This is a genomic window from Bradyrhizobium sp. 186 (assembly GCF_023101685.1).
In the GTDB taxonomy this organism is placed as follows: domain Bacteria; phylum Pseudomonadota; class Alphaproteobacteria; order Rhizobiales; family Xanthobacteraceae; genus Bradyrhizobium.
On record NZ_CP082164.1, the window covers coordinates 5,630,367 to 5,646,749 of the forward strand.

A 16,383-nucleotide genomic window follows, 5' to 3' on the forward strand; every position below is an offset into this window, starting at 1 on the left:
TAATTAGCTCGAATGCGCGCTGATATCCATGATGGCCCGGAGCACAACACGCTCCAATCAGAGGCCGGATACATTGATGCAAGACCGCATCTGCCAGGTTGACGAAACCTCTTGCAACGCGCGGCCGGACCATACATCCGGGTCACGCGGCGTTGCAGCCTGCTTGCAAGATCACGCAATCCGATGCCACGCCGTCGCTGCATGTCGCCTCACAACCGCTGACCAGCGAGCCTACCATCGTTTCGAGCACACGCAGTTCGTTGATCTTCTTCCCGATCAATCCGAGGTGCTTCTTCGCGAAGGTGTTCGTTTCGCTACACGGCAACCGGTTCTGAACCGATGCGAGGATGTCGCGAGTCTCGTCGATCGAGAAATCGAGTTCGCGGCAGTGCCGGATGAGGCTGAGTGCCTTGAGATCTTCGCCGCCGTAGACGCGCTGGCCGCCTCGCCGCGCCGGCAGCGTCAGAAGACCGATGCTCTCGTAGTAGCGGATCGTGGGGACCGAGACACCGGCCGCTTTGGCGAGGACGCCAATTCTCATGGAAGCTCTCACTTTTTGCTTGAACCTCAAGAGGCTTGAGGGCGTACCGATCCGGTCTGAGACGCACAAGCATCAGGAGAATCACATGAGCGTTATTGGACCGTCCTGCGACCTTCCGTCCGAGACATCGCCAGGATGCGGCTGCGCGGAGAAGGCCGTGCAGCCTGGCGGCAAGGCCGCAGGCGCGGCGGTAACCACTGCGGTGGTCGCTGCGGCCTGCACGGCGTGCTGCGTGCTCCCCTTCACACTGCCCGCTGTCGTGCTTGCCAGCGCCGGAGGCCTGATCGCCACGCTCGACCATGCCCACGGCCTGATGACGAAGCTGTCGGTCGCCTGGGCATGGATCGTTTGGCGATCGCGAACGACCGGCCTGAAAATTCGAGCGTCCGTGCTGACCGCGATGTGCGCTGCGACCGTCCTGACCGCGACGGCCGCGTTGTGGCCGGTCATCGAGCCTGTCGTCTTCCATTCCCTCGGGATCGCCAAGAAGCCGAAGCCGCCGAGCGCTTGATGGAAGGGCTGACAGTCTTCGGCCTGCTGTCGGTCGGCGCCATGCTGCTGTTCTACGCGCTGGAAGCGCGAGGCCCGCATTATGTGCTGGCCTTCGCGGCGGCGTGCGCGCTCAGCGCGGCTTACGGCTTTCTCCAGGGCGCATGGCCGTTCGGGCTTGTCGAGACGATCTGGACGGCGGTCGCCTTGCGGCGATGGAGCAAAGTCCGGTCAGCGCAATGACCGGACTTCAGCGCTTGGAAGCTCGGAGGCCTATGCGTTCCGCATCGCGCGGCCGAACGGATCGACCAGGCGGACGATTTCACAGGCGGCGACGAGGCCGGCGAGCCAGGCGGCGCTCAAAAGCCCGAACCGCGTCACGATGGCCGCGGTGAAGGCGCCCTCTCCGCCCAGGAACGGGGTCGCGGCGAGCAGTGCGAGCTCGTAGGCCGCGTAGGCGCAAACGAGGGTGAACCCCAACACCAGTGGCGTGCGGCCCTGCGGCAGCGCGCGGAGAACGGCCGACGACGCCGCAGTCGCGACGAGCGCCGCGGCGCCGATGACAAAGCCCCAGACGATCGTGCTGGCATCAACGGGATAGTGCAGCGCGCCGAAGCCGATGATCTGATTCACCAGCCACGCGCCGGTGACGACCAGCAGCGCCGGCCGCAGCGGCAGCATCGCGGCCGCGGCGACTGCGAATGCTGCAAACGGCGTTGCGCAGGCGAGCGCGAAGCTTGCGAGTGCGCATGACACCGTCAGCAGCGCAAAGCAGAACATCGGCGCATGGCGCGGTGCGACCGGATGAAGCCGAAAACGGTCGGCATGTGGCAAAAGCGTGTCAGCGGCCATGATTGGTCTCCCAACGGTGATCCTAGCATATTTGTCGAGAGACGATCCCATTTGGACACATCCGGTGGAAACAAGCCCAAGCGGGTCTCCGGTACACGAAACGGACCTCGTGTCGGGACGCCGACCAGCTCGCACGTTTGACATTGGCCGCCATCAGCCAGGCACCGCAATGCGAGCACGACACCAGAAACCGACCGGGATCGAGCATACCCATTCCATTGGACTCCACGTCCTACTCGCCGGGAGCCAACGCCGCCCCGCGTGCCGGTTGCGATGACGTCGCCGGGCTCAAGCCGCGTGAATTGGGAGCGCTCAGCGCGCGCCCTTGAGGGTGCAGGACGTGGTGCAGGTGACCGTGTTGCCGTGGTCGCACGACTTGCAGGCGCTGACGCACTGGTTCATGTTCGCGGGGATTGTAGGAGCCGTAGTTCCGCATCGGGCAGAACGCGGTCGAGCCGGTGATGTCCTGTTCCTGATTGCAGGCTGCCGTCATGAGCGCGAGTACGAGAACCGCAAGAAGGCGCATGGGATTGCCCTGTAAGAACCGGCAAAGCGAAATCAGCGGGGCGCGCTGCACCGCAACGAACCTCGGCATTCCCACTACGAGCAATCGCGGATCGCGACGCTCACATCCGGGAAGGATGCGCGCCAAAGATTAAGAACGGATTGCAGCCGGCCTCAGGCCGCAGCCTTGGCCGCAATCACCTGCCGCATATCCGCAGCCAGCTGGCGGTACTGCTCCCCGAGCTTCAGGTAAAACTCGCGCTTGGTGCTGTCGGTGGCGAGCTTGGTAATCAGCTCGCATTCGGCGGTGAGCGTCTCGAACCGTTCCAGCCTGTCCTCAAATTCTGTCATCGGCGTATCCCCATCAAACGCCTCAAGGACACTCAACCTAAGTCCGGGAAATAGGTCACGGCGAACATCGTTATGAGGTAGAATCAATTTTTCCCGACGCAGACGGCTATTTCTGCTCCAACCGCCAGGCACCGTCCCAACCGGCGTCCGGCGGATTGGCCTCGAACTGCGTGATGCGGGCGAGCATGGTGCGCGAGGGGCCGTCGCCGGGGACGGCTTCGAGCGCCGCGTTGAACGCGGCTCGCGCCTCATCGAAACGCCTGGCGCGGTAGGCAGCGAGGCCGTCGGCATAATGCGCGCTCAGGGTCGCTTGCGCACCGGTGAGCGCGCCGGCCCTGCCCATTACCTCGAAGATAGCCTGCGACGCGCTTTGGCCTGCCACCGCAAGACGGTCGATCTCGCGCAGTTCGAGACTCGATCCGATCGCGTCCGCAGTCGCCTGCGAGATCAGGATGCGGGTGCCGTAGGCCTTGTTGACGGCCTCGAGGCGCGAGGCGAGGTTCACGGCATCGCCCATCACGGTAAAGCTCATCATCAGCTCGGAGCCGATGCTGCCGGTCAGGACCTCGCCAGTGGCGATGCCGATCCGCAAGGCGCAGGCATGGCGCGGATACCGAGGAGATCCGGCAACTGCTTCTGGAGCGCCGGCACCTGATCGGCCATGTCGATGGCAGCAAGCCCGGCAAGAAGCGCCTGCTCGTCCTCCTCGATGAAGGGCGGGCCCCAATAGGACATGATGGCATCGCCGATATATTTGTCGATGACGCCGCGATTGTTCCTGATCGGGCCGGACATCATCGTGAAGTAGTGGTTCATCACCTTGACGAGGCCGCGCGGGGTTATGCCCTCGCTCATCGAGGTGAAGCCGCTCATGTCGCAGAACATGATGGTCATCACCCGGCGCTGGCCGTCGATGGCGACCTCCGGCCGGTCGATCAGCCCCTGCACCACCTTGGGGTCGATGTAGCGGCCAAAGGTCTCGCGGACGCGCTCATTGTGACGCAACTGCTCGATCATGCGGTTGAAGGCGGCGGCGAGCTCACCGATCTCGTCCTGCGTCGAAACCGTGATGGCCTTGTCGAAGCGGCCGGCCTCGACCTCGCGGGTGCCGGCCAGCAAAAGCCGCACCGGGCGCGTGATGCCGCTGGAGACCAACAGCGCAAAGGCAAATCCGACGATCGCCGCGAGCAGTGTCACGATGCCCGAAATGATGATGGCCTGGCGCTGGCGGCCGATCACCTGCGATGTGCTGGCGAAGACCTGCTTCAGCATGTCGGCGCGGATCGCATCGATCTTCTGATTGAACTGGTCGCGCAGCATGTCGAGATGCTCCAGCGTGCCGCGGGCCTCGGGCATCTGCCTTGCGTCGACCTGCTTGAGAAGTCTTGCGTGGTCCTCGTTCAGATCGCGGCGCAGCTCGGTGACTGCGGTTTCCATTCGAACCTCGATCCGGGCCAGTGCGGCGTTGTCCGACGGCGTCCTCGGATCATCGATGATTGCGTTGATGAGCTTGCGCGCGCCCTCGGCCTCCTCCTCGATCTTGCGGTCAGTTTCCTCGAACTCGCGAAGGCGCGCCGCATAGGCCTCTTCGTCCGATGGCGACTGCATCCTGGTCATGACCATGCGTCGCAATGCCAGCGCGCGCTCCAGCGAGCGGATATTGGCGCGCGCCAGATGCCCATAGGCCGGGATGTAGCGATTGGTCAGTTCGTCGAGCAGGACGCCGACCTGGCTGGACATCACCATCGACAGGATCGAGGTGACCAGCATCAGGACGATCAATCCGAGAGCGATGCCGACGATCTTGCGCCGGATCGACTGGTTGAAAAGCGGCATGGGTGTGGGGCAAGGGCTGCAAGAACGTGTCTGGGAACTCAATACACCGGATTCTGGCTCGGGAACACGCGCAATCTAGCAATCCGTAGCCCTGAACCGTCCGCAACCGTCGCGCGAGCCCCATTCGTTAACAAAGGGTTAAAGGCCTCACATGGTCCTTCCGCTTCGAAAGTTCCCGCGTCCAATCCGTATTTTGCCGCATTGTTGCGTGAGCGTGAGGAATGCGAAACGATGCCGTGTCATCGTTTTTGATGTCGTTTTGATTCTCGAGCCGCATGTCGTCGCGGACCTTGGTTTGTACTGGTTTCGCAGGGGGACCACGCAATGAACCAGCGCCTACGCTCGCTCGCGTGTGTCGTTGCCATGGCCGCTGTGGCCCTCCTCCCTACCGAGTTGGCGGCGAAGAGCAGTCACAAATCGTCCGCGTCGAAGAAGACGCATGAGGCCAAGGACAGCAACAAGACTGGCAAACAACGCCATGCCGCTACGGTCAAGTCGCGCCACGGCAAGCATGCCGACGCCAAACGCAAGTCGAAGAAGCCGGACGACGAGCCTTCGGACAAGCCGGCACCGCCACCACTCACCGGCGATCTCGCCGCGCTGAAGGACGCAATCGATCTTACACGCAAGGGCAAGAACGACGACGCGAGCGCGGCGCGCGACCGGATCGCCGATCCCGCCGGACAGAAGCTGGCCGATTGGTTCATGCTGCGCCATTCCGAGAGCACGGCGAATTTCAAACGCTATGCCGCCTTCCTCGCCGCCAATCCGGACTGGCCGAGCAGTGCGCTGTTGCGACGCCGCGCCGAGGCGCGGCTGTGGCAGGAAAAAAGCGACGCGGCCACCGTGCACAAATTCACCATGGACCGGCCGACCAGCGCCAAGGGCAGGTTCGCGCTGGCCCGCGTGCTGCTCGCCGAGGGCGACAGCGACAGGGCCGCGCGTCTCGTGCGCGAAGCCTGGCGCACCGACGAATTGTCCGATCGGAGCGAGGAGGATTCGTACGAAGCGTTCCGCGATCTCCTGACGGCTGACGATCATCGCGCCCGCATGGACAAGCGCCTGGGGGCGAAAGACTACGCTGGTGCTCGGCGCGCGGCCAAGCGGCTCGGCGAGGATGCGCTCGCGATCGTGAAGGCCTGCGCTGCGGTCACCGGCAAGGCCAACAAGGCCAAGGACTATCTCGATGACGTCTCGACCGAAGCGCGTCGCGATCTCGGCTATGTCCTGTGCCGCGCGCAATGGCATCTCCAGCAAGACCGCATCGACGACGCGGCGGAGGTAATCCTGGCCGCCGCGCCCGACACGATGGCGGCGCAGGACACCGATGCATGGTGGCGCGAGCGGCGCTTGCTTGCGCGCAAGCTGCTCGACCAGGGCAAGTTCAAGACCGCCTACGACGTGGTGCGCACCGCCGCGGTGCCGGCAATGGAGGTCTACCGCGTCGACTATCACTTCATGTGCGGCTGGATCGCACTGCGCTATCTCGACGATCCCAAAGCCGCGTTGACGCACTTCGCGGCGATCGACGAGGGCTCAGCCAATCCACTCGCATTGTCGCGGGCCCATTACTGGCGCGGCCGTGCGGCCGAGGCGATGGGCGCAACGGTCGACGCGCGCCTGAGCTATCAGGTTGCGGCCCGCTATCCGACTGCCTATTACGGCCAGCTCGCGCGCGCAAAGCTCGGCCTCGACGGCATCGAGCTGCGTCCACCCTCGCCCGTGCCGGCCGCGGCCGACACGCCGCCCGCGGACGAGCGCGTGCGTGCGGCGGAGATGCTTTATGCCATCGGCGAACGCGACGTCGCCTTCTATTTCGCCGAGGATTTTGCCAAGGAGAGCACCGACGTCGCAGCGCTCGAAGCGCTCGGCGAGCTTGCCGGCCGGCGCATCGATGCGCGCGCGATGCTCGAGATCGGAAAATCGGCGCTGGCGCGCGGGCTCGCGCTCGAAAACTACGCCTTCCCGACCATCGGCATCCCCGAGCACAAGCAGGTCGCGCCGGCCATCGAGACCAGCGTGATCTATTCGGTGGCACGCACCGAAAGCTCGTTCGACCAGCGCGACAAGTCGGCCGCCAATGCGGTCGGGCTGATGCAGGTGACGCCGGAAGCGGGACGCGATACCGCAAAGCGCTTCGGCCTGACCTACGATTGGGACAAGATGGTCTCAGATCCCGTCTACAACACGCAGATGGGCGCGGCCGAGCTCAGCGCACTTCTTTCGGAATATCGCGGCAACCAGATCATGACCTTTGCCGGCTACAATGCCGGCCGCGGCCGGGTGCGCGAATGGGTGCAGGCGCGTGGCGATCCCAGGGATCCCAAGATCGATCCGGTCGATTGGGTCGAGCGCATCCCGCTGTCGGAGACGCGCAACTACGTCCAGCGGGTGATGGAGAACGTGCTGATCTACCGCGCGCGTTTCGAGGGCGCGGGCGCCGTGGCCGGCAAGAGCGAGCAGCGCGTGGTGACGCAGGCGGTCGGCGCGACCTTACCTGTGGCTGCCGCAGCACCCGCTCCCTAGTCGCCGCCGCCGGGGCTGGACGCGGCGGTACCAAGGTCGCGGTGCTGCGGCTTCCACGCGACGCCGTCGCGCAGCTAGATGTCACCTCCTTCCATCGTGATCAGATCGCGAGCGTCCAAAAGCGCGCCGGTCAACGCTCCTGCGAAAGTCCACATCTGTATCGTGGAGCTCCAGCACGAGACCGCACTCAAGACTGCAAGGAGCTCGACGGCATTGCGGGCGGCGACCGCAAGGTTGTCGGCCGCTTGCGTCCCGGCGCGGCCGGGCGTCGACCACCGCATCATCAGCGTCACGACCTCGCTTCGGCGGTAGCAATCGTAGTCGCAGTACCGGCGCTGCGTCCGCGCATGCCGGACATAGCCGGATCGGAGTGGCTGCGAGCAGGTGCAGCACGCGGCCTCGCGCGACGGAGGTTCGTGATTGACCACCACGAACCTCATGACGCCGCCCTCACGATATCCTTCTGCTCCGCGAGCGTTTCGCAGAACAGCGCATAACATTCATAGTCGCAGTAAGGCAGACGGGTCCCAATCTCGCGCAGATAGCTGCCGCCAATGCGCTCGCAGCACTGCAAGCACCAAGTTTGCCGGAACGGAGTCCTGTCGTTCACCAGTACGAATGCGAATCTCATGTGGCACCTCCCAAAGCGAAACAGTAGACGCTGTCCAGCGGAGAGAGCGCGGGTGGAGGAGCGCAAAGATGATTCCGACCGTCGGGATTATCCCTGTTTCGCTCCACTTTTTGCGCTGGAATCAGGATGTACTTCCCGTCCTCCCTGCGCCGCGCATAGATGTGGCCGTCGACATACTTGATATCGGTCGGATAACAGTCGGCGCTATTGCAGCAGCTCAGCGTCGGATTGTCCGGCATATGCCAGGTCGAATAGAATTTCTCGTGCAGCGCCTGGTCCTGGGGCGGATGCTGGCGATGAACGGCACCTTGTTCCGCCTCCTGCGCCTGGACTGTCGCAATCAGGCCGGGGAGAACGATCGAGAGGAGGAGCTTGCAAGAACGGTTCAACGCGCAGCCTCCCGAACGAAATTATTGATCGGCGCCAGCTCTTCCGTTGATCCTCACGCGACCTGAGCCCGGAACAACCATCGGCGGTCGCGTTCGCTGCGCGTCCGGAAATGATCGAGGCACTTCTTGGAGCAGAGCGGGGTCCGCCAGGAATAGTAACGTATCAGGCCAAACTTTCCGCTACAGACGGCACAGCCTTTGTCTGAAGAAGGACGCTCAGACGGCTCCGATTTATCGCACATCGTTCTCTCCCTTATTCTGTCGCTGCTCTGTTGCTTGTTCGATTCTCGAGATCACGCGGGTAAGTGGATTGCCGGGACCGCGGCTTCGTCTTTCGTCGCGCACCCGTCGGTGAGATCGCCTGAACCGTGCGCTTGAGACCGCAATTGACCGCGCAATCGACCCTTCCCGATTGGTCATAAGGCTATTCCGTCGACCACCAAGCTCAATTGTACGGAGGTAAATGACCGACATGACTAGGGATGCGGGAGCTATACCTAGGTTTGTCCCGTAGTTGCCCGGGGTTTGCGCCGGGGCCCAGTCGCAACGAGACGGCGCACGCTGTGCAAGTTGCACGGTGACCGCGAAATCCCGGCTCGCGCGGCGCGCCCGATGCGCTGCGGCGAACAGCGCGGCAAGCGGCAAATTCGAAAGGTGAGACATCGCTGAAACGCGACTCATCCGACTTTGGTCGGAAGGAATTGCCCATGCAGTTGCAACGTGCTCTACTTCTGTTCACCGCAGGGACCGCCGGGACCGTCTGCGATGAAGCTTGGCCGGGCAACGACATTCGGGAAGTCAGCCGCGCAGTTCGTCTTCGGCTGCTTCGGGCTGGCGGTGGTGACCGCGGCCTGCTTTTTCCTCCAGATCGGGCTCGCAGCGACCGCCTGCTGTTTTCTCGTGGTGATCCTGCTGTTCGCGCTCGCGGACAATTTTCTGGCCTCAGGTCTGCTGGCTCTCCTCGCTGTTGCCGCGCTCGACTATTTTTCGGCACCGCCCCTCTTTGATTTCCGTGTCGCCGATCCGCAGGATCGCCTGGTGATCGTTCCCTTCCTGCTCGCGTGCCTGATCGGGTCGGGGGTGATCCAGCAGGCCCGCAGCGAACGGCAAGTTACCCGCGCCAAGCCGAGCTCCGGATCCGGCGATGCCGATTTGCGCGAGGCGGTGAAGCAATGGCAGCAAATCTTCGAGCACAACCCGGTCATGTATTTCATGGTCGATCCGGCTGGAACCGTGGTGAACGTGAATACGTTCGGCGCCGCACAACTGGGCTATACGACGGCGGAGTTGATCGGCCAATCCGTGCTGGACGTGTTCTTCGAGGAAGACCGCGACTTCGTCCGCCAATGTGTAGCGCTCTGCCTTGAGACCGTCGATCAGTCACACACCTGGGAAATCCGGAAGGTACGCAAGGACGGCTCGGTGCTGTGGGTGCGCGAGAACGCCAAGGCCATGCTGCGGGCCGATGGCAGACCGACCGTGCTGGTGGCCTGTGAGAACGTTACCGAGCGCAAGGAAGCGGAGAATGCGCTGCGGCAGAGCGAGGCGTACCTCGCGCAGGCGCAGGAACTGAGCCACACCGGCAGCTTCGGCTGGAAGTCCATGACCGGCGAAATCACCTGGTCGAAGGAGACCTATCGCATCTTCCAATGCGACGAGACGACGAAGCCCGAGATCCCGTTCATGCTCCAGCGCATCCATCCGGAGGACCGGCTCGCGGTGCAACGGACCACCGGTCGGGCGGCGCGCGAAGGCAAGGACTACGATCACGAATACCGGCTCGTGATGCCCGACGGCTTCGTGAAGCACGTCCATGCGGTGGCCCGCGCCACGCGAGACGCCGGCGGCCAGTTGGAATTCGTCGGTTCGGTGAGCGACGTCACGGCGGCCAAGGAAACAGAACGACGACTTCGTGAAAGCGAGCAGCGTTTCCGCGACTACGCCGAGACCGCGTCCGACTGGTTTTGGGAGACCGGGCCGGACCATCGCGTCACCCAGATTTCGGAACATTCCGATATAGCCGGCGTGGCCCCATCGGGGGTGGTCGGGCTCACGCGCTGGGACATTACTCCTGACGCCGAGCTCGAGCCGGAAAAGTGGCAACAGCATCGGGCGGCACTTGATGCCCACATCCCGTTCCGCGACCTGGTGTACCGGAGCAAAGACCGGAATGGACATCCGATCTATGTCCGCACCAGCGGCAAGCCCTTCTTCGATGCCAACGGCGACTTCCTGGGCTATCGTGGTGTCTGCACTGATGTGACCGCGGCCATCCGGGCCGACCAGGCCGAAGAGGCGCTGCGCAAGGCGCAAGCCGAGCTCGCCCATGTGACGCGCGTCACGACACTCGGCGAGCTGACCGCCTCGATCGCCCATGAGATCAACCAGCCCCTCGCCGCCGTGATCGCCAATGCCGACGCCTGCATCGGTTGGCTTCAGCGCGATCCACCCAATCTCGGGTTGGCGCGCCGCTCGGTGGAATGGATCATCGAAGACGCCAACCGCGCCAGCGAGGTGATCCGCCACATCCGGGCGCTCGCCAAGAGAACCGACGTCGAGATGGCGCCGCTCGACGCCAACCGGGTCGTCCGGGAGGCGGTCGCGCTCGTTCAGCGCGAGATGGCGAGCCACGCAGTATCGGTACGAATGGAGCTGTCGTCGGCGCTACCCAGGATTTTCGGCGATCGAATCCAGTTGCAACAGATCCTGATCAACCTGATCATGAACGGGATCGAGGCCATGGAAGACGTCGTCGATCGCCCGCGCGAGCTGGTGATCCGCTCGGGCTCGGATGAAAGCGCGGCGGTGCTGGTGACCGTGACGGACCGCGGCGTCGGCCTCTGTGAAGACGCGATCGACCGCATGTTCATGCCGTTCTTTACCACGAAGGCCAGCGGCATGGGCATGGGACTGTCGATCTGCCGCTCCATCGTCGAAGCTCACGGCGGGCGGCTTTCGGCCTCGCCCAATCAGGGGTGCGGCGCGACATTTCAGATCACCCTGCCCTCGCATCAAGAGGAAGCATCGTGACGGAGCGCGCCAAGCCTTCCCCACCGAAGGCGAACGACGATCAGCCGATCGTCTTCATCGTCGACGATGATGCGTCGATGCGCCGGGCGCTCACCAATCTCTTTGAATCGGTCGGCCTCAGGGTCGAGGCATTCGGCTCGGCGCCGCAACTCCTGCAAAGCGGGCCGCCGGAAGTACCCAGCTGCCTGGTGCTCGACATCCGCCTGCCGGGACTGAGCGGCCTTGACTTGCAGGCCGATCTCACCAGAGCAAATATCCACACACCCATCATCTTCATCACCGGCCATGGCGACATTCCCATGACTGTCCGGGCCATGAAGAGCGGCGCGGTCGACTTCCTGACCAAGCCGGTGCGCGACCAGGACATCCTGGATGCAGTCCAGGCCGCGATCGAGCGGGATCGCAAGCGCCGCGACCTCGAGAAGACGGTCTCGGATGTGAGATGTCGCTTCGAGTCCCTCACTTCGCGCGAGCGGGACGTGTTGTCGCTGGTGACGTCCGGCCTGATGAACAAGCAGGTGGCCTCCGAGCTGCAACTGGCCGAAATAACCGTCAAGATCTATCGTGGCCAGATCATGCGCAAGATGGGCGCGAAGTCGCTGGCCGACCTGGTGAGAATGGCCGAGACGCTGGGGATTCGGCGCACCAAGCCGAATGTACAAACCTAAGTATGAGTTTCAAATCTCGCCCGGCGGGCCCACGTTACGCGTGGCCGCGAGTGCGACGGCAGGCGCATTCCCAGGCGAGGAGCGAACGTCTTGTCAGGACCTTCGGTAATTTCGGTGCTTGACGACGACCCCTATGTGCGGGCCGCAATCAACAACCTTCTAAAGTCGCGCGGGTACATTGTGCACACATTTGCATCCGCGGAGGAGTTTTTGGAATCGACCGATTTGCGGGACGCCTCGTGCGTGATCGCGGACGTGCAGATGCCCGTCATGAGCGGGATCGACCTGCTGGCGCAGACGCGCGACCAAGGCTCGGCCACTCCGTTCATCTTCATTACGGCTTTCCCGGAGGAGAGCGTGCGTGCGCGTGCGCTCGAGGCCGGCGCAATCTGTTTTCTTGGCAAGCCGTTCGCCACCTCGGAGCTGATGCAATGCCTGGAGGTGGCGCTGCGAGGACGTGGGGAGGCCACGGCGTGATTCTCCCGCGGCCATCCTTCGAGACGGCCGCTTCGCGGCCTCCTCAGGATGAGGTCGGATGGCGCGGCGGCATAGGAAAAGCCTCAGACGTGGCTCAATCCACCTTGATATTGGCGGCCTTGATGATCGGCCACCATTTCGCGATCTCGGCCCTCTGGCGGGTGCCGAGGGCTTCGGGGGTGAGCTGATCCTGCGGCGTCATCTCCAGGCCCTGGCTTTCGAGCTGCTTCCTCACCGCGGGATCGTTCAGCGCTTCCACGGCCGCGGCGTTGAGCTTGGTCACGACCTCCTTCGGCGTCCCCTTCGGCACCCACAGGCCCGACCACAGCGTCATGTTGAAGCCTTTCAGCCCCGCCTCCTCCGCGGTCGGAATCTCGGGCGCCGACGACAGGCGCTTGTCGTCGGTGATGGCATAGGCGCGGATGGTGCCGGCGCGGACCTGGTTGATGGAATTGGAGGTCTGGTCGACGATGACGTCGATCTGGCCGGCGATGAGATCGTTCAGCGCGGGAGCGGTGCCGCGATACGGGACGTATTGCAGCTTGATGCCGCTGACGCTTTCAAAATAGACACCGGCGATGTGGCTGCCGGAGCCAGCACCCGCGGTGCCGGTAGTCGCGGGCGACGGCCGCGACTTGAGCCACGCCTGCAGCTCCTTCAGCGAGGTTGCAGGCACGGCGTTCTTGCTGACGACGATCATCGGGTTGCTCGGCAACAGCACCACCGGCTCGAGATCGGCGACGAGATCGTAGTTGAGCTTGTAGACGGCGCCGTTGGCAACGTGCGTGCCGAGATGGCCGAAGGAGATGGTGTAGCCGTCGGGCGGCGAATGCACGGCACGGCCGACGCCGATCGAGCCGCCGGCGCCGGTGACATTCTCGATCACCAGGGGCTGGCCGAGCGTCGTCCGCATCCGCTCGGCAAGCACCCGGGCCATCGCATCCGACGGGCCGCCGGCCGCGAACGGCACGATGATGGTGATCGGGCGTGAAGGATATTCGTCGGCACGCGCGGCGCCCGCGAACACGAGAATGCCAACCAGCGCGGCCCAGACGGCCTTCTTCATTGTCTTCTCCCCGACGATCTCATTGTTATTTTTTGTCCTCTTCCCGCACACGGGGAGAGGGGTCGTTCGCAACGTATTGCCGCGCTAGAACTGCGAAAAATCGATCGGCTTGTGGCGGTCCAGCGTACGCGTGACCGGCGGCAGCGGATATTTCAGGCCGGTGGCGCAGTTGAACAGCATCACGCGGTCATTCTTGCTGACGCGGCCGTCGGCGAGGCTGTCCTTGTAGGCGGCGTAGGTGGCGGCGCCTTCCGGGCACAGTAGCAACCCCTCTTCGCGTGCGACCTCGTTCAGCGCGGACGAGATCTTGTTGTCGTCGACCGCAATCGCAAAACCCCTGCTCTCGCCCACGGCGCGCAGGATCAGGAAATCGCCGATCGCCTGCGGCACGCGGATGCCGGATGCGATGGTGTGGGCGTCCTCCCAGCGCGTCGCGTGCTCGGCGCCGGCTTCATAGGCCCGCACCATCGGCGCGCAGCCGGAGGCCTGCACCGCGACCATGCGTGGACGCTTTGAGCCGATGAATCCGATCTTCTCCAACTCGTCAAAAGCCTTCCACATCCCGATCAGGCCGGTGCCGCCGCCGGTCGGATAGAAGATCACGTCGGGCACGTCCCAGCCGAGCTGCTCGGCGAGCTCCAGCCCCATCGTCTTCTTGCCCTCGATCCGGTACGGCTCCTTCAGCGTAGAGGTGTCGAACCAGCCGACCTTGGTCTTGCCCTCGCCGACGATCTTGCCGCAATCGTCGATATAGCCGTTGACGCGATAGACCGTCGCGCCCTGGAGCTCGATCTCGCTGACATTCACCTCGGGCGTATCGGCCGGGCAGAAGATCGTGGTCTTGATGCCGCAGGAGGTCGCATAGGCCGCGAGCGCCGCGCCAGCATTGCCGTTGGTCGGCATCGCCATGTGCTTGATGCCGAGCGCCTTGCCCATCGACACTGCCATCACCAGGCCGCGCGCCTTGAACGAGCCGGTCGGCAGCCGCCCTTCGTCCTTCACGATGATCTCGCCACCGCCGAGTCTTGCGCCGAGCTTCGGCAGCCGGATCAACGGCGTCGTGACCTCGCCGAGCGAGACGATGTCCTTGCATTTGCGCACCGGCAGCAGCTCGCGATAGCGCCACATATCGGCGGGACGCTGGCTGAGCGCATCCTTGGTCAGCGCTTTCTTCACGCTGGTGAGGTCGTAGCGCACGAGCAGTGGCTTGCCGGCCTTGGAGAGGTTGTGGACCTGGTCAGCGGCGTAGTGATCGCCTTCCATCGCGCATTCGAGATGGGTGACGAAGGTCGGGCGTTCGATGGTGAGGTTGTCGTTGTCTTGCACGGGTTAAGCCCTCTTCTTGTTCTGATCCGTTCGGTATTAGACCGTCACCTTGAGGTGCGAGCCATGCGGCGCACCGCGCCGTATGGAGAGCCTCGAAGGATGGACGGCCCGGCTGCATTTCGGCCGTCCATCCTTCGAGGCTCGCTGCGCGGTGCCGTGCACCGCGCAGCTCGCACCTCAGGATGACGGGACTTCTACCGTCGCATGACGCTACGGTTCCTCAGCGGTCAAATATTCAGCACTCGCCCGTAGGCATCCAGCACGGCTTCCTTCATCATCTCCGACAGCGTCGGATGCGGGAAGACCGTGTGCATCAGCTCTTCTTCCGTGGTCTCCAGGTTCATGGCGACGACGTAGCCCTGGATCAGCTCGGTGACCTCAGCGCCGATCATGTGGGCGCCCAGGAGCTGGCCTGTCTTCTTGTCGAAGATCACCTTGACCAGGCCCTGGTCTTCGCCCAGCGCAATAGCCTTGCCATTGCCGACGAAGGGGAAGCGGCCGACGCGAATCTCGCGGCCGCCATCTTTCGCACTCGCTTCCGTGAGGCCGACCGAAGCGACCTGCGGGTTGCAGTAGGTGCAGCCGGGAATGAGGTTCTTGTCCATGGCGTGCGGGTGCAGCCCCTTGATCGCCTCGACGCAGATCACACCTTCATGCTCGGCCTTGTGTGCGAGCATTGGGGGTCCGGCGACGTCGCCGATGGCGTAGATGCCGGGGATGTTGGTCTTGCCGTAGCCGTCGATCACGATACAGCCGCGGTCGGTTTTGACGCCGAGCTTTTCGAGGCCGAGATTCTCGATGTTGCCGACCACGCCGACCGCCGAGATCACACGCTCGAACTCGGTCGTGACCGGCTTGCCCTTGCCGTCGTCGATCGTGGCGACGACGCTGTCGGCCTTCTTCTCGAGTTTCGTCACCTTGGTCGAGGACAAGATCTTGATTCCCTGCTTCTCGAAGCGCTTGCGGGCGAGGCCGGCAATCTCGGCGTCCTCGACGGGCAGGATCTGTGGCAACACCTCGACCACGGTGACGTCGGAGCCCATGGTGTGGAAGAACGAAGCGAACTCGATGCCGATCGCACCGGAGCCAACGACCAGCAGCGACTTCGGCATCCGCTCCGGCACCATCGCCTCAAAATAGGTCCAGATCAGCTTCTTGTCGGTCTCGAGCCCCGGCAGCACGCGCGGGCGCGCGCCGGTCGCGACGATGATGTGTTTTGCCTGGTAGCTGCCCTCGCCCAGCGCGCCTTTCGGTCCCTCGACGTCGGACTTCTTCACGGTGACCTTGCCGGGTGCGTCGATCGAGGCGGCGCCCCAGATCACGCTGACCTTGTTTTTCTTCATCAGGAAGCCGACGCCGTCGTTCAGCCGCTTCGAGACGCCGCGCGAGCGCTGCACCACGGCCTTGGGATCGAACGAGACGTTCTCCGCCGACAGGCCGTAATCCTTGGCGTGCTGCATGTAGTGGTAGATCTCGGCGGTGCGTAAGAGCGCCTTGGTCGGGATGCAGCCCCAGTTCAGGCAGATGCCGCCCAGATACGACTTCTCGACAATCGCGGTCTTGAGACCGAGCTGGGCGGCGCGGATCGCAGTGACATAGCCGCCGGGACCGGAGCCGATGATGATGACGTCGAAGGATGTGTCGGCCATGCTCTGCGCTCGTTCCCGTTTAACCGGCCTCAATGTTCGAGACCGTCA

At 63.8% G+C, this 16,383-nt stretch carries 16 protein-coding genes and 1 pseudogene; 8 read left to right on the forward strand and 9 right to left on the reverse strand.

Going from position 1 to position 16,383, the window contains the following annotated elements:
- Positions 1–142 precede the first annotated feature (142 nt).
- The gene (locus IVB18_RS27055) at positions 143–541 is read right to left on the reverse strand and encodes a MerR family transcriptional regulator (protein ID WP_247983474.1); all 399 of its coding nucleotides are present in this window, start codon (positions 539–541) and stop codon (positions 143–145) included.
- 85 nt (positions 542–626) lie between these two features.
- Here IVB18_RS27055 and IVB18_RS27060 point away from each other — a divergent pair, with 85 nt between their 5' ends.
- Complete coding sequence (locus tag IVB18_RS27060; protein ID WP_247983475.1) at positions 627–1,052, forward strand: hypothetical protein; 426 nt, start codon at positions 627–629, stop codon at positions 1,050–1,052.
- The gene (locus IVB18_RS27065) at positions 1,052–1,273 is read left to right on the forward strand and encodes a hypothetical protein (protein ID WP_247983476.1); all 222 of its coding nucleotides are present in this window, start codon (positions 1,052–1,054) and stop codon (positions 1,271–1,273) included. Before IVB18_RS27060 ends, IVB18_RS27065 begins: the two co-directional genes overlap by 1 nt.
- Before the next feature lie 30 nt (positions 1,274–1,303).
- Here the strand turns inward: IVB18_RS27065 and IVB18_RS27070 are convergent, their stop codons facing one another.
- The gene (locus IVB18_RS27070; RefSeq protein ID WP_247983477.1) at positions 1,304–1,882 is read right to left on the reverse strand and encodes a hypothetical protein; all 579 of its coding nucleotides are present in this window, start codon (positions 1,880–1,882) and stop codon (positions 1,304–1,306) included.
- A gap of 340 nt (positions 1,883–2,222) precedes the next feature.
- Between IVB18_RS27070 and IVB18_RS27075 the strand changes: the two genes are divergently transcribed.
- Positions 2,223–2,423, forward strand: coding sequence for a hypothetical protein (locus IVB18_RS27075; RefSeq protein WP_247983478.1), 201 nt, complete (start codon positions 2,223–2,225; stop codon positions 2,421–2,423).
- Positions 2,424–2,560: 137 nt separating this feature from the next.
- On the opposite strand, the gene IVB18_RS27080 is transcribed toward IVB18_RS27075, so the two are convergent.
- Together IVB18_RS27080 and IVB18_RS27085 are read right to left on the reverse strand one after the other, a co-directional pair.
- On the reverse strand, positions 2,561–2,737 hold the full coding sequence (locus IVB18_RS27080; protein WP_247983479.1) for a hypothetical protein: 177 nt from the start codon (positions 2,735–2,737) through the stop codon (positions 2,561–2,563).
- A 106-nt stretch (positions 2,738–2,843) separates the two neighbouring features.
- Positions 2,844–4,573: pseudogene (locus IVB18_RS27085) on the reverse strand (adenylate/guanylate cyclase domain-containing protein).
- A 324-nt stretch (positions 4,574–4,897) separates the two neighbouring features.
- Between IVB18_RS27085 and IVB18_RS27090 the strand changes: the two are divergent.
- Positions 4,898–7,099 (forward strand): lytic transglycosylase domain-containing protein, encoded by a 2,202-nt coding sequence (locus IVB18_RS27090; RefSeq protein ID WP_247983480.1) that lies wholly within the window; start codon positions 4,898–4,900, stop codon positions 7,097–7,099.
- 74 nt (positions 7,100–7,173) lie between these two features.
- Here IVB18_RS27090 and IVB18_RS27095 read toward each other — a convergent pair whose 3' ends face one another.
- Together IVB18_RS27095 and IVB18_RS27100 are read right to left on the reverse strand one after the other, a co-directional pair.
- Entirely contained in the window at positions 7,174–7,539 is a 366-nt protein-coding gene (locus IVB18_RS27095) for a hypothetical protein (protein ID WP_247983481.1), read from the reverse strand.
- Positions 7,536–7,730: a hypothetical protein gene (locus IVB18_RS27100; protein ID WP_247983482.1), complete on the reverse strand. Its 195-nt coding sequence runs from the start codon at positions 7,728–7,730 to the stop codon at positions 7,536–7,538. Before IVB18_RS27100 ends, IVB18_RS27095 begins: the two co-directional genes overlap by 4 nt.
- Positions 7,731–7,798: 68 nt before the next feature.
- Between IVB18_RS27100 and IVB18_RS27105 the strand changes: the two genes are divergently transcribed.
- The 4 genes from IVB18_RS27105 (at position 7,799) to IVB18_RS27120 (ending at position 12,294) form a co-directional block, all read left to right on the forward strand.
- A complete protein-coding gene (locus IVB18_RS27105) occupies positions 7,799–8,185 on the forward strand; it encodes a hypothetical protein (RefSeq protein WP_247983483.1) in 387 nt (128 codons plus the stop codon).
- Positions 8,186–8,884: 699 nt separating this feature from the next.
- A complete protein-coding gene (locus tag IVB18_RS27110; protein ID WP_247983484.1) occupies positions 8,885–11,149 on the forward strand; it encodes a PAS domain S-box protein in 2,265 nt (754 codons plus the stop codon).
- The gene (locus tag IVB18_RS27115; protein ID WP_247983485.1) at positions 11,146–11,817 is read left to right on the forward strand and encodes a response regulator transcription factor; all 672 of its coding nucleotides are present in this window, start codon (positions 11,146–11,148) and stop codon (positions 11,815–11,817) included. Before IVB18_RS27110 ends, IVB18_RS27115 begins: the two co-directional genes overlap by 4 nt.
- A gap of 90 nt (positions 11,818–11,907) precedes the next feature.
- On the forward strand, positions 11,908–12,294 hold the full coding sequence (locus IVB18_RS27120) for a response regulator (protein ID WP_247983486.1): 387 nt from the start codon (positions 11,908–11,910) through the stop codon (positions 12,292–12,294).
- Between the two features lie 94 nt (positions 12,295–12,388).
- Here IVB18_RS27120 and IVB18_RS27125 read toward each other — a convergent pair whose 3' ends face one another.
- The 3 genes from IVB18_RS27125 to lpdA form a co-directional block, all read right to left on the reverse strand.
- Positions 12,389–13,360, reverse strand: coding sequence for a tripartite tricarboxylate transporter substrate binding protein BugD (locus IVB18_RS27125; RefSeq protein WP_247983487.1), 972 nt, complete (start codon positions 13,358–13,360; stop codon positions 12,389–12,391).
- A gap of 84 nt (positions 13,361–13,444) precedes the next feature.
- Positions 13,445–14,686, reverse strand: coding sequence for a threonine synthase (locus tag IVB18_RS27130; RefSeq protein ID WP_247983488.1), 1,242 nt, complete (start codon positions 14,684–14,686; stop codon positions 13,445–13,447).
- A 227-nt stretch (positions 14,687–14,913) separates the two neighbouring features.
- Positions 14,914–16,335: a dihydrolipoyl dehydrogenase gene (gene lpdA / locus IVB18_RS27135; RefSeq protein WP_247983489.1), complete on the reverse strand. Its 1,422-nt coding sequence runs from the start codon at positions 16,333–16,335 to the stop codon at positions 14,914–14,916.
- Between the last annotated feature and the right edge of the window lie 48 nt (positions 16,336–16,383).

What these genes read in the sequence shown, in the direction of transcription:
- IVB18_RS27090 (WP_247983480.1), top strand. Translation starts at nt 4,898, where the DNA reads ATGAACCAGCGCCTACGCTCGCTCGCGTGTGTCGTTGCCATGGCCGCT.
- IVB18_RS27070 (WP_247983477.1), bottom strand. Translation starts at nt 1,882, where the DNA reads ATGGCCGCTGACACGCTTTTGCCACATGCCGACCGTTTTCGGCTTCAT.
- IVB18_RS27055 (WP_247983474.1), bottom strand. Translation starts at nt 541, where the DNA reads ATGAGAATTGGCGTCCTCGCCAAAGCGGCCGGTGTCTCGGTCCCCACG.
- IVB18_RS27065 (WP_247983476.1), top strand. Translation starts at nt 1,052, where the DNA reads ATGGAAGGGCTGACAGTCTTCGGCCTGCTGTCGGTCGGCGCCATGCTG.
- IVB18_RS27110 (WP_247983484.1), top strand. Translation starts at nt 8,885, where the DNA reads ATGAAGCTTGGCCGGGCAACGACATTCGGGAAGTCAGCCGCGCAGTTC.
- IVB18_RS27100 (WP_247983482.1), bottom strand. Translation starts at nt 7,730, where the DNA reads ATGAGATTCGCATTCGTACTGGTGAACGACAGGACTCCGTTCCGGCAA.
- IVB18_RS27105 (WP_247983483.1), top strand. Translation starts at nt 7,799, where the DNA reads ATGATTCCGACCGTCGGGATTATCCCTGTTTCGCTCCACTTTTTGCGC.
- IVB18_RS27095 (WP_247983481.1), bottom strand. Translation starts at nt 7,539, where the DNA reads ATGAGGTTCGTGGTGGTCAATCACGAACCTCCGTCGCGCGAGGCCGCG.
- IVB18_RS27080 (WP_247983479.1), bottom strand. Translation starts at nt 2,737, where the DNA reads ATGACAGAATTTGAGGACAGGCTGGAACGGTTCGAGACGCTCACCGCC.
- IVB18_RS27125 (WP_247983487.1), bottom strand. Translation starts at nt 13,360, where the DNA reads ATGAAGAAGGCCGTCTGGGCCGCGCTGGTTGGCATTCTCGTGTTCGCG.
- lpdA (WP_247983489.1), bottom strand. Translation starts at nt 16,335, where the DNA reads ATGGCCGACACATCCTTCGACGTCATCATCATCGGCTCCGGTCCCGGC.
- IVB18_RS27060 (WP_247983475.1), top strand. Translation starts at nt 627, where the DNA reads ATGAGCGTTATTGGACCGTCCTGCGACCTTCCGTCCGAGACATCGCCA.